Source organism: Pontibacter korlensis (genome assembly GCF_000973725.1).
Taxonomy (GTDB): domain Bacteria; phylum Bacteroidota; class Bacteroidia; order Cytophagales; family Hymenobacteraceae; genus Pontibacter; species Pontibacter korlensis.
Genome location: NZ_CP009621.1, coordinates 2,006,155 through 2,018,624 on the forward strand (window position 1 = coordinate 2,006,155; position 12,470 = coordinate 2,018,624).

Consider the following 12,470-nt stretch of genomic DNA (forward strand, 5'->3'; position numbering starts at 1 on the left):
TTTTTTATTTTAGTAACTTACACCAGTTGCACGAGCACTAGCTTGTGCCATGTAAAAGAGAATTTCATGTCGATTTCAACAGATAAAGTAAAAGAGCTTGCCAAAGCTTATGCGCCTGAAACCGTGCAGGTGCGTCGTCATATCCATGCAAATCCAGAGCTTTCGTTTGAAGAGCACAACACTTCTGCCTATGTAAAGCAGGTACTGCAGGGCTATGGCATAGAGGCTGAAAGTATGGCTAATACTGGTTTAGTAGCCTTGATAAAGGGAAGGAACCCTGAAAAGAAAACCATCGCTTTAAGAGCTGATATGGATGCTTTGCCTATTGTGGAGGCAAATGAGGTAGAGTACAAATCAAAAAATGAAGGTGTGATGCATGCCTGTGGTCACGATGTGCATACAGCCTCTGTACTTGGTACGGCACGCATACTTCAGGAGCTGCGCGATGAATTTGAAGGTACAATTAAACTGGTTTTTCAGCCAGGTGAGGAGAAGTTTCCAGGGGGCGCATCTATCATGATCAAAGAAGGTGTGCTACAGAATCCGGCTCCAGAAAGTATAATTGGGCAGCACGTATTTCCGTTACTGCCTGCCGGTAAAGTAGGCTTCCGCTCCGGTATGTACATGGCCAGTGCCGACGAAATCTATATCACCGTGAAAGGAAAAGGAGGGCACGCTGCCATTCCGGAGATGAATATAGACCCGGTGCTGATTACCTCACACCTTATTGTGGCACTGCAGCAGATTGTAAGCCGCCATGCCAGCCCAAAGGTGCCTACGGTGTTGTCTTTTGGCAAGGTAGAAGCAAAGGGGGCCACCAATGTTATCCCGAATGAGGTAAGGCTGGAGGGCACCTTCCGAACTATGAATGAAGAGTGGCGTCGCGAGGCTCATCAAAAAATCAAGAAGCTTGCCGAGAGCCTCTGCGAAAGTATGGGCGGCAGCTGCGATATTGACATCAAGAACGGCTATCCTTTTCTGCAAAACGACCCTACAGTTACAGGTACCGCGCGTGCTGCGGCCGAAGTATACTTAGGTGAGGATAACGTTGTGGACCTAGACCTGTGGATGGGAGCAGAAGACTTTTCCTACTATACCCAGCAGGTACCAGCGTGTTTCTACCGACTTGGTACCCGCAACGAAGAGCGCGGCATTACCTCAGGAGTACATACCCCAACGTTTGATGTAGACGAGGCTGCTGTTGAAACAGGGATAGGCCTGATGGCATGGATAGCGCTGCAGGAGCTGAATGCCTAATATATATTACATGACCTATGCCGAGGGTTGATTAGCCTTAGTTAAATTTAATATGAAGAAACTATACTTTGTACTTCTGCTGCTTTTGCCAACGCTGGCACAGGCTCAGAGCAAAATTTCTGCGTCAACTACCATCTGGCCGGAGCTGCAGATAAGCTACGGCTTAGGTGAGGAAGGGCTACTGTTTCTGCGCAATAGCTACCGCATCAACACCGACAGCGATTTCAACGACCTGAAGGAAACAGGACCACTGAGTAGCTTTGAGCGTGTAGAGCTAAGTTTAGGGTATGAGCACACTTTAACGGAGCATTGGCGTGGCGGAGCTTTACTTCGTTATGCAGCCGAAGACTATCCTAAAACGCTTTTTTATACTTTGTTCCTGCGCCACAACGGTAGCATTAAAGGCCTGTACTTTAACAAGCAGCTCCTGTTTGAGTATGTAGACCAGGAAGAGCAAGATACTTTTGGCCGCTTCCGTTTGTCAGCAGAGTTGGGAAAACGCCTTCCGCTTGGAAGCAGGTTTGTTACTCCTAGTATAAACTACGAAGCAATGCTGCGCTCTAGCCTTGGCAAGCAGTACGATGGGAGGCCGCAGGAACGTACCATTGATAGAACGCGTCTGCGTCTGAGCCTGAACTATGAGCTTACCGAGAAGCTCCGTATAAACCCATACTTTATGCGGCAAACGGACCACTACTATGTGCTTATTGCACCTGTTTATGATGAGCAGGGCAAACTAGTGGAGGACGGATATACTACCAAGCGCAATCGAATCACACCTGTGGTGGGGTTGGAGCTAAAGTATAGCTTTAACCGTACTCCTAATACTGCCAGTTTTACCTACTAATTTGCTTCATAACTGCAAATTAGTCAGCATCTTACCTGATCCTTTTAATTATTAAATGACATTATTTCATGATTGTGAAGGATAATTTGACTGGTATACTTTTTACTATAAAAAGGGTGTAGATCAGTTTACAGAACAAAAAAGGAGGTTTAAGATGGGACTAGCTAGATACAACGGCATGCAGGACACAATGCCGAATACATTCAGTTCAATGCTCGATAGATTCTTTAACGAGTCTGTTAACTCAAGAAACTTCTCAGGCTTTACACCACACGTGGATGCCTGCGAGACGGAGCGAGGCTTCGAAATTGAGGTTGCGCTGCCAGGTGTGAAGAAGGAGGATATCTCAATTGATTTCCAGGAAGGTAAGCTTACTATTACAGGTGAGCGCAAGCTGGAAAAGAAAGAGGAGGGCCGACGCTATCATATGCTGGAAACGCAGTATGGTTCATTCAGCAGAACTTTCTATCTACCAGATAATGTGAATCCGGATAAAATCTCAGCGCAGTTCAACGATGGTATTCTGCTCGTAAATATTCCAAAAGATGAGCAAAAGACCATGAAGCGCCAGATCAAGATTTCTGCCGGAGCCGAGAAGGAAACAAAGTCTGAGAAGAAAAAGGAAAAGGTTCTTACTGAGAACGGAGAAGCGAAGTAACTGCAAAAGCAACAAGAAGAGGCCCAAAAGTTTGGCCTCTTTTTTGTTTAATAAGAGATGTAGGTAAAATATCTATCGTGCTGCGTTATACTACCGTATACAGTTATAGCGTTAAGGTTAGTAAGAATATAGCCAATTTAGAATATATAAAATAGTAAAGCTTAAACCATTATATGAAGACAAGACAGTTTATACTTGGCGTTGCGCTTTCGGCCGTGGTGGGCGGCGGTGTGGCTGTTGGTAGCTACAAATTGCTGGAGGATGAAAATAAAGTACAGACAGAACAGCAATACCCTACCGTGCGCTACACAAGCGATATGCGCAGCAGTAACACGGTTGTGCCAGAAGGATTAAATTTTATTAAAGCCGCTCAGGTGTCTACGCCTGCCGTAGTGCACGTGATGACGGAATATAGCGTACGCTCCTCTGACCGATACAGCAGCCCGATGGACCCGTTCCTGCGAGAGTTCTTTGGCGATGGCTTTGGTCAGAACGTGCCGCGTGGTCCACAAATGGGGTCTGGTTCAGGCGTGATTGTAGCCTCTAACGGTTATATTGTTACCAATAACCACGTAATTGACAGAGCAGATAAAATAGAGGTAGTGCTGGATGACAAGCGTAAGTATGAAGCTACACTTGTAGGAACAGACCCTACCACAGACATAGCGTTGCTGAAAGTGGAAGCAGACAACTTGCCAACCATCCGCTACGGTAACTCCGATGACCTGCAAGTAGGGGAGTGGGTGTTAGCGGTAGGTAACCCTATGAACCTGACCTCAACAGTAACAGCAGGTATTGTAAGTGCCAAAGGCCGGAACATCAATATTTTGCGTACCAGCGCCAACCGGGATATGAGCATTGAGTCTTTCATACAGACTGATGCTGCTGTAAACCCAGGTAACTCTGGAGGCGCCTTGGTTAACCTGAACGGTGACCTGGTAGGTATAAACACAGCTATTGCCTCTCAGACTGGTTCTTTTGCAGGCTACTCTTTTGCCGTTCCGTCAGCCATTGTAAGCAAGGTAGTAGATGACCTGCTGAAGTTTGGTGAAGTGCAGCGTGCGCTACTTGGAGCCACTATCCAGGAGATCGACGCTAACTTTGCGAAGGAAAAAGGCTTGAAAACACTGAATGGTGTTTACATTGCCGGTGTAGAAGAAGGCAGTGGTGCTAAGGAGGCAGGACTTCAGGCAGGCGACGTGATTACATCTGTTAACGATGTTAAAGTAGCTAAGTCGTCTCAGTTGCTGGAGCAGATTGCCCGCTACCGCCCTGGTGATAAGGTTAAGATCGCTTACATCCGCGACGGTAAAAACAAGTCTACCAATGTAACGCTGAAGAACAGGGAGAACAGCACAGAACTAGTGAAGCGTAGCAATGCTAAAGCCATCACTTTTGACGGTGCTACTTTTGAGCCTGTAAGCAGACAAGAAATGAACAAGCTGGGTATCGACGGTGGTGCCAAGATTTCTGATGTGCGCAACAGCAAGTTCCGCGACACAGGTATGAAAGATGGCTTCATCATTACCCGCATCGACAGATACGAGGTACATGAGCCAGCCGATGTAGAGAAACACCTGAAAAGCTTTAATGGCGGCGTGGTGTATATAGAAGGTGTATATCCTGATGGCCTGAAAGCTTATTACCCTATCGGAAAAGGTTAATCAGCTTAAGGAGTGGACATAGAAAGCTTCTGCAATCTTGCAGAAGCTTTTTTATTTTTTAGCTTTGTAAGAGACCCTTGCAAACTCACAAAAAGAAATAAAACGATGAAACAGACGATAGAATCATTGCCGCTGGTGAAGGAAATAACAGATGTACTTCAGCAGTTAGGTATAAAAGAAGTTAATCCTGCCTACAGTACCGGCCTTGTTTGGGGTGGGCACGAAGGTCGCTCAACCCGTACTATAACCTCTCCTGCAGACGGAAACACTATTGCCACTGTAAACATGGCGAACGCAGATGATTACGACCAAGTAGTACAGACAGCTCAGGAAGCATTTAAGGTATGGCGCAAGACTCCGGCTCCAAAGCGTGGCGAGGTTGTGCGCCAGATCGGTGACAGACTGCGCAAGCACAAAGAGGCGTTGGGGAAACTGGTAAGCTATGAGATGGGCAAAATTTATCAGGAGGGCCTGGGCGAGGTGCAGGAGATGATTGACATCTGCGATTTTGCTGTGGGTCTGTCGCGCCAGCTGCATGGCTTTACCATGCACTCAGAGCGTCCGCAGCACCGTATGTATGAGCAATACCACCCTCTGGGTATTGTAGGTGTTATCTCTGCTTTCAACTTCCCGGTGGCAGTATGGAGCTGGAACGCTATGCTGGCTGCAGTGTGCGGCGATGTGATCATCTGGAAACCATCTGAGAAAACGCCGCTCACAGGCGTTGCTTGTCAGCATATTATACGTGAGGTGCTAACCGAGAATGAGCTTCCGGAAGGCATTTTCAACCTGATTATTGGTGATGCTGAAATCGGTAGCCTGATGAGCCATGACAAGCGCGTGCCGTTGGTATCAGCAACAGGTTCTACGCACATGGGTAAGAAAGTAGGCGAAGCGGTAGGAGCACGCTTAGGTAAATCTCTCCTGGAGCTGGGAGGTAACAATGCTATTATACTAACTGAGAATGCTGACCTGGAGATGGCACTACGTGCTATTGTGTTCGGGGCAGTGGGTACTTGTGGCCAGCGTTGTACTTCTACCCGTCGTCTTATCATCCATGAGAATATCTATGATCAGGTAAAAGAGCGCCTCTTGAAAGTGTACCCTAACCTGCCTATTGGTCATCCGCTGGACAGCACGACATTGATTGGCCCACTTATCGATAAAGATGCTGTAAATGCTTTCTCTAATGCGCTGGAGAAAGTACAGCAAGAAGGTGGTACGCTGTTAACAGGTGGAGAGGTGTTGAGCGGCGATGGCTTTGAGACGGGTACCTATGTGAAGCCAGCTATCGTAGAGGCTGAGAATCATTATGAGATGGTGCAGGAGGAAACATTTGCTCCAATCCTGTACCTGATAAAATATAGCGGTGAGGTGGAGAACGCTATTGAAATTCAGAATGGCGTACGTCAGGGTCTGTCCTCTGCTATATTCTCAACTAGCCTCCTGGAAACAGAAGCTTTCCTGAGCCACTGGGGTTCTGACTGTGGAATTGCCAATGTTAACATTGGTACCTCGGGAGCCGAAATCGGTGGTGCTTTTGGTGGCGAGAAAGAAACAGGCGGAGGCCGTGAATCTGGCTCCGATGCATGGAAAGTATACATGCGCCGCCAGACCAACACCATTAACTATAGCCGCGAGTTGCCACTAGCCCAAGGTATCAAGTTCGATATCATGGACTAAGGCTACAGGATGCTTTCAGCATCATTAGGCTACATATAAACAAAAAAGCCAGCTCTATAAAAGGGCTGGCTTTTTTGTTTAGCAGTGTTCATATCTTTATCTGTACCCATCAGCTGTTTGGCGCTACAGTTTATATACAGGAATGAGAGATTGTACCAGGTGCTTCTACAGTTCTTTCTCAAATCTGATTCCTTTGTTGTCGCAGTAAGCCATCTTCTTCCTTATCTACTCTTCCGCGAATTTGTACATCTGTTCACTTATCCACATTTGTGCATAAATAGTATGTGGATATGTGGAAAACTGTTGTTTATACCTGCAGCTTGAGTACTGAAGGAGTAGCTACAGGAGTAACCACTTCCTATGTTATCCCATAATATATATTGTAAGACAAAGAAGATGAAGAAGATATAGCGTTTTAACATTATCCACAAACAGGTGTGGATTGTGTGGAAAAGTTAGTTAACGAAAAACATCTTGAAAAATTTTGCAACTTGATGCAACCTCAAGTAAACGGGCTTGTCTTTAGTGTAGATTGAATGAGGCAGAATGGGAGAGTAATATAAGCATGTAAACGGGCTTAACCGGTTAAACAGAAGATATTGGAAAAACTAGGATATCAGGATGTAAACCACCAGGTGGTAGAACGCTGTAAGAGCGGAGACCACAGGGCGCAGTATGAGCTGTATAAGCTTTACTCGAAAGCCATGTTTAACGTGAGCATGCGCATAACAAACGATTATGCCGAAGCCGAGGATGTATTACAGGAAGCATTTATAAGTGCCTTTAAGAACCTGCATAGTTATAAAGGTGAGGCAAGCTTTGGCAGTTGGCTAAAGAAGATAGTGGTGAACGCAGCCATAAATGCTATCCGGAAGCGCCGTGCAGAGCTGGTACCGATGGACGAAAGAGTTGTGGAAGATGTGCCTGATGAAGTATCGGAGGATGACTCGGAGTGGCAGGTTGAGCAAGTGCGGAGAGCAATTCAGAAACTGCCAGATGGCTATAGGGTTGTACTAAGTTTATACTTGCTGGAGGGCTACGATCATGCTGAGATAGGAGAGGTGCTGGGTATATCAGAATCAACTTCTAAGTCGCAATATAGCCGGGCACGGAAGAAGTTACTGGAGATAATGAGAGAGCCGCAGTTTGTGGCCTGAAACATAAAGGTAAGAACATATGATGCATTACTACCATGAAAGATAGATTAGAAAAATTTGTGCAAGATAACCGGGAGGAGTTTGATGTATTCGAGCCCCGGCAGGAGCTGTGGCAGCAGATATGCCATGAGCTTCCAAATAATACACCCGAAAAAGAGACTAAGGTAATCAAGTTTAACTTTGGCGACCGTGCTAGCTTCAGTGCAGATTTCTTCTTTATGCGTGTGGCAGCAGCCATTATACTTCTTCTGGGCTGTGGCCTTACTATCTTCCTGATGAAGCAGCAAACTCCTGATACAGCCAACACGCTAGCTGCTAACACAACCTTGCCAAGCGTAAGCGCTATCGCACCAGAGTTGCCAGAGGTAGAGGCATATTATGTAAGCCAGATAGAAGCAAAGAAATCAGAGCTTAGCGATTATGACCTGAAGGTGCTGGGTCTAGACGAGCAGCAGGTAATAGATAAAGAGCTTGCTCGCCTCGACAGCAGCTACAATCAGCTTAAAAAGCAGCTTTATACTTCTCCTAACACCGATGAAATAGTAGGCAGCCTTATCCAGAACCTGCAGATACGGATTAAGGTGCTGAACCGCCAATTGGAAGTACTCCAGAATCTGGAGAAAATGAAACAAGAGCCTATTCAAGAACCACAAAAAGATGAAACCACAAATGTATAATTCTCTACGCCTTTTGTTGGTGCTGGCTATAACGCCCATAATGGCGTTGGCACAGCCCACAAGACCAGCACCTTGTCCGGATATGTCAATTGATTTTTCTGGATTAGTACTTGAGGAAATCAAAATAGAAAGGCTGGCGGACATGCGGGAACTAAAACACCTGGCTGCACTGGAAAGCCTGTCGGACTTAAAAAATCTGGCTGATCTGAAAGACTTACCGGAAATGAAACACCTGGTGGTAGTGGGCCAGACAGGAGCCATCAATCAAACAGATAGCCCCGAGTCAGAAGCGGCCATGTTTAACGCAGAAAAGCGCAAGACCATTGATAAGACCTTTAAGGTAAGCAGCAAAGATGTATTGAACATCGAAAACCAGTGGGGTAAGGTGCACGTGAATACCTGGGACAAAAATGAGATGAGGGTAAAGGTAGACATCATTGCCCGTGCCAGCACCGATGCAAGAGCACAGGAGATTCTCAATAGCGTAAGTGTACAGGAAAGCCGTGATGGAAACACATACTTCTTTCGTACCAAAAAAGAGCCGATACGCATCAGTGATCATAATAGCAACAGAGGTCTTGAGATAAACTATACCATCTACATGCCAGCTGAGAATGCCATTGCAGTGAAGAATAGCTTTGGCGATGTATACCTGGCATCGCTTAAAGGCAAGGCAGACATAGACGTAAAACACGGAACTTTTAAATGTGACCGTCTGACAAATTCTGGCAATACAGTAAAGCTAACCTATGGCTCCGGAAGCTGTGGTTACATTAATGGTGGAGTTATCAGTGTGGCCTATGCCGATATGAAGGTAGCCGAGGCCGGCGGCTTACAGGGTACCTCTAAGTATAGCGACTTTAGTGTGGGCAGTCTGGAGGATGTAATGGAGATGGATGTGAAGTACGGATCCTTTAGAATTGATAACATCAGCAAAAACATACGCAAGATTTCACTAGATAGCGGCTTTACACCCCTTAACCTGAACTTTGCAGACAATACCGCTTTCAACTTCGACGTGAATGTGCAGTTCGGTAACTTTAATGTAGATAAGTCGTTGGTTACTATAACATCTCTTGAAAAGAGCTACACTTCGGCTGAATACAAAGGCCGGTTTGGTGGCACTTCGCCAAAGGGGGTAGTAAGTATAAACTCCAAGTATGGTGACGTGAAGTTTACGAAATAGATAAACACATTATAGATAGTTTGTTTAAGGTGATAGAAGAGCTGGCAGTAGTCAGCTCTTCTTGTTTTTAGATGTACAAGGTTAGCACTCTCTATTAATACGTATATTTGAGTATGGCAACAAACAAAGAACTTCTTAACTCAAACAAAGCACCTGAGCCGGTAGGGCTATATCCTCATGCGCGGCGGGTAGGCACTCTTCTTTTTCTGTCGGGAGTAGGGCCACGGGAGAGAGGCTCCAAGACAATACCGGGTGTTGAGCTGGACGAGCAGGGTAATATCCTGAGCTACGATATAGAAGCCCAATGCCATTCTGTATTCCGTAATGTACGGGCAATTCTGGAAGATGCCGGCTCCAGTTGGGATAGCCTGGTAGACGTAACTGTTTTTCTGACAAACATGAAAGACGACTTCGCTACCTACAACCGTTTATATGCCGAGTACTTTGCAGATAATCAACCCTGCCGTACTACAGTGGAGGTAAATAAACTTCCGACCCCCATTGCCATCGAGCTGAAGTGTATCGCTATGATAGACTAAGCGGTGGCGTTTCTATAGATAGATCAAAATAAAGACTTGTGAGCGAAAGCAGAGAAAGTTTATACCTTGGCAGAGCCTCTGGCTTTGCTGAGCAGGAAAAAAAGGCCGCCTCTACCTCCAGCGCTGTTTCGTGGCTGCGGGTAGGCGTGTTTGTAGCTGGTTTAGGGCTGGCGTACCACTTCTTCAACACTGGCAATAGTACAGCTGGTGCTGTTACCATCTTGGTATTTTACGGCTTGTTTATACTGGTAATGCGGTGGCATAGTGGGCTTAACTTCCGTTATCAGCAGTTGCGATTGCTGCGCATGGTTAACGAGCAGGAGGTAGAGCGCTTACAGGGAAAACTCAACAAGTTCGATTCAGGGCAGGAGTTCGTAGATGATCATCATCCGTATACTTCAGACCTCGATATCTTTGGACACAATTCGCTCTTCCAACTTCTTAACCACTCGGTAACTAGTATAGGTAAGCTTAAGCTGGCAACCTGGTTAAGGCAGGCAGGCACGCCACAGGAGGTATTGCAGCGGCAGGAGGCGGTGGCTGAGCTAGCGTCTCCTAATCAGTTAGACTGGCTGCAGGAACTCCTGGCGCTACCCATGCACTATAAACATGATGCAGAGTCGGCAGAGGGGTTTATAAATTGGTTTAGGAATAAGGCGTTCTTTCGGCAGCATGCATGGCTAAAGCCGCTCCTGTTTATACTTCCGGTACTTACGCTGGCAGCCATTGCAGCATGGTTTTACGGCCTGAGCGGCTGGATTGCCGTTGCCTTACTGTTGGTGCAGTTTCTGTTAGCTTACAGGTTCCGGGTAGAGCGCGACGAGTATTACGAGAAAAGCATTGGCATTTATGAAGCTATGCGTAGCTATACCAAACAGCTACAGCATATAGAAGGGCATCAGTATAGCTCGCCAGTACTACAGTCGCTACAACAGGAGCTAAAGGCTTCTGGTACTAAAGCCTCTGCCAGTATAAACAAGCTTGCTAATATCATCGACTTTTTCTCCTGGCGCCTTAGTACATTAATGGCTTTTTTCCTGAACAATACGCTGCTCTGGGACTTTGTGTGGATATATCGCCTGGAAAGTTGGAAAGAGCAGTACCTGCAGCAGCTGGAACGAAGCCTGGAGGTGCTGGCCGAGCTAGAGGCATTGGCAAGTATAGCTGCTTTCCAGCACGCGCATCCACAGTTTGCTGTACCTCAACTTAGCCCTACGCCTTTTCTGTATCAAGCTACTGCCTTGGCACATCCGCTTATTTTCTCAGTAAAGCCTGTTGCAAATGATTTTGAGATGCAGGGAGCGGGACATTCCATCGTAATTACAGGCTCTAACATGTCAGGCAAAACTACCTTTCTGCGTACAGTAGGTATAAACATGGTCTTGGCGCTATTAGGAGCACCAGTCTGTGCCAGAAGTATGACTGTGGCTCCAGCACAAGTATACACAGCTATGCGTACTGCTGATAACCTGGCCGAGAATACTTCCTCATTCTACGCCGAATTAAAGCGCTTGCGTATGTTGCTAGAGCTGACTGAGCAGGGGGAGCCAGTTTTCTACCTCCTCGATGAAATACTAAAAGGCACCAACTCCCGTGATCGTCACCTGGGGGCCATGTCACTGATACGTCAGCTTCATAAGCGTAATGCTTCCGGCCTTATCTCTACACATGACCTGGAGCTTGGGGCAATGGAACAGGAATTGCCAGGTGGCGTAGAAAACTACAGCTTTAACAGCGACATCATTGGGGATAAGATAAACTTTGATTATAAGCTTACTCCTGGCCTCTGCCGTAGCTTCAATGCCAGCAAACTCATGCAGCTAATGGGTATTGAGATAGAAGAGGAGGCCTAAATCAGGCGAAGGAATCTGCGATAAAGAACAAAAGATTGGTTCTGAACTTCATCATCAGAATCAGGACTGTTTATTTGGCAGATCATCCTAGCTGGATATTGTGAGGGATAATTTTATACTTAATTCAACTAATAAACTCTAACTATGAGAGTAGTAGCCGACATTCCAAATCCGCACGTGAAGATCACGCTGCACTCCTACAATGGTAAGTATATTCTGAAGCTAGAAAAAGCTAACCTTGAGCAAATTTATAAAATAGAGGAAACAGAAGTGATGGGAGACGAAGGAGCAAAAGCCTTGATAGATGAAGAGTTTATTGAAGCTGTTGTTAATCGTTTTGTAGAAATGCGCGATGCTTTTGTGAGTACAGTTAGGCGGAATGGGTGAGAATAAACCTCGTGCCGGTGCAACTGATAGGATGTGAATAGGGTCATATAATCGAACTGCTTCCTAATCCTAATGGTCTCTCAGATAAAAAAGCTCATTATTTTCCCCTTACTGGTGCTTTCTCTCACCTCTTGTGATAAAGATGATAAGGTTGATTTGACACAGGAAGTTGAGGCTAAGCGTCTTTTACAGGATATTACCCAAACTCAGAAATGGCAACTTGTAAAAATGACGGGGCAAATCCGAAATTCTGAAACAACCGGAGCCAATATGCCATGGCAAGAGTTTTATCTATTCCATCCTGATGGAAGCTTTACCAAGTTCATGCAGAGGGGAGGCGTGTCAACATCAGCTTCCGGTATCTATACATATCACAGAACATCTACTGAATCCTATCTAGAGCTCTTTTACCCGGACTACAGTGATCTGATAGGCAGTTGTACTAGTGCTGAACCTAAGGAAACCTTAGTGGTGCATAAAAATGGGCTTCAAAGTTCATGGTGGGCATGCGATGGCCCCGGCCTTTGGTATGAAAAGGTGGACTAACTTTTTCAAATCATAC

12 protein-coding genes are annotated in these 12,470 nt (G+C 46.0%); all 12 read left to right on the top strand.

Features of this window, described 5'->3' with window-relative positions:
- The first annotated feature begins 66 nt into the window (after nucleotides 1-66).
- The 12 genes from PKOR_RS08705 to PKOR_RS08760 all read left to right on the top strand — a co-directional run bounded on the left by PKOR_RS08705 (nucleotide 67) and on the right by PKOR_RS08760 (nucleotide 12,454).
- Complete coding sequence (locus PKOR_RS08705; RefSeq protein WP_046310212.1) at nucleotides 67-1,257, top strand: M20 metallopeptidase family protein; 1,191 nt, start codon at nucleotides 67-69, stop codon at nucleotides 1,255-1,257.
- 52 nt (nucleotides 1,258-1,309) lie between these two features.
- Nucleotides 1,310-2,104, top strand: a complete 795-nt coding sequence (locus PKOR_RS08710) for a DUF2490 domain-containing protein (RefSeq protein ID WP_046310213.1) — start codon at nucleotides 1,310-1,312, stop codon at nucleotides 2,102-2,104.
- Nucleotides 2,105-2,258: 154 nt separating this feature from the next.
- The gene (locus PKOR_RS08715) at nucleotides 2,259-2,762 is read left to right on the top strand and encodes an Hsp20/alpha crystallin family protein (protein ID WP_046310214.1); all 504 of its coding nucleotides are present in this window, start codon (nucleotides 2,259-2,261) and stop codon (nucleotides 2,760-2,762) included.
- Between the two features lie 173 nt (nucleotides 2,763-2,935).
- The gene (locus PKOR_RS08720) at nucleotides 2,936-4,426 is read left to right on the top strand and encodes a Do family serine endopeptidase (protein WP_046310215.1); all 1,491 of its coding nucleotides are present in this window, start codon (nucleotides 2,936-2,938) and stop codon (nucleotides 4,424-4,426) included.
- Between the two features lie 105 nt (nucleotides 4,427-4,531).
- Nucleotides 4,532-6,109, top strand: a complete 1,578-nt coding sequence (gene amaB / locus PKOR_RS08725) for an L-piperidine-6-carboxylate dehydrogenase (protein ID WP_046314264.1) — start codon at nucleotides 4,532-4,534, stop codon at nucleotides 6,107-6,109.
- Nucleotides 6,110-6,708: 599 nt separating this feature from the next.
- A complete protein-coding gene (locus PKOR_RS08730) occupies nucleotides 6,709-7,266 on the top strand; it encodes an RNA polymerase sigma factor (RefSeq protein ID WP_046310216.1) in 558 nt (185 codons plus the stop codon).
- Nucleotides 7,267-7,301: 35 nt separating this feature from the next.
- Entirely contained in the window at nucleotides 7,302-7,943 is a 642-nt protein-coding gene (locus PKOR_RS08735; protein WP_046310217.1) for a hypothetical protein, read from the top strand.
- Between the two features lie 82 nt (nucleotides 7,944-8,025).
- Nucleotides 8,026-9,129, top strand: coding sequence for a hypothetical protein (locus PKOR_RS08740; RefSeq protein WP_052738776.1), 1,104 nt, complete (start codon nucleotides 8,026-8,028; stop codon nucleotides 9,127-9,129).
- Between the two features lie 113 nt (nucleotides 9,130-9,242).
- Entirely contained in the window at nucleotides 9,243-9,668 is a 426-nt protein-coding gene (locus PKOR_RS08745) for a RidA family protein (RefSeq protein WP_046310218.1), read from the top strand.
- A 38-nt stretch (nucleotides 9,669-9,706) separates the two neighbouring features.
- Nucleotides 9,707-11,521, top strand: a complete 1,815-nt coding sequence (locus tag PKOR_RS08750) for a MutS-related protein (protein WP_046310219.1) — start codon at nucleotides 9,707-9,709, stop codon at nucleotides 11,519-11,521.
- A gap of 144 nt (nucleotides 11,522-11,665) precedes the next feature.
- A complete protein-coding gene (locus tag PKOR_RS08755; protein WP_046310220.1) occupies nucleotides 11,666-11,908 on the top strand; it encodes a hypothetical protein in 243 nt (80 codons plus the stop codon).
- Between the two features lie 72 nt (nucleotides 11,909-11,980).
- The gene (locus PKOR_RS08760; protein ID WP_052738777.1) at nucleotides 11,981-12,454 is read left to right on the top strand and encodes a hypothetical protein; all 474 of its coding nucleotides are present in this window, start codon (nucleotides 11,981-11,983) and stop codon (nucleotides 12,452-12,454) included.
- The last annotated feature ends 16 nt before the right edge of the window (nucleotides 12,455-12,470 follow it).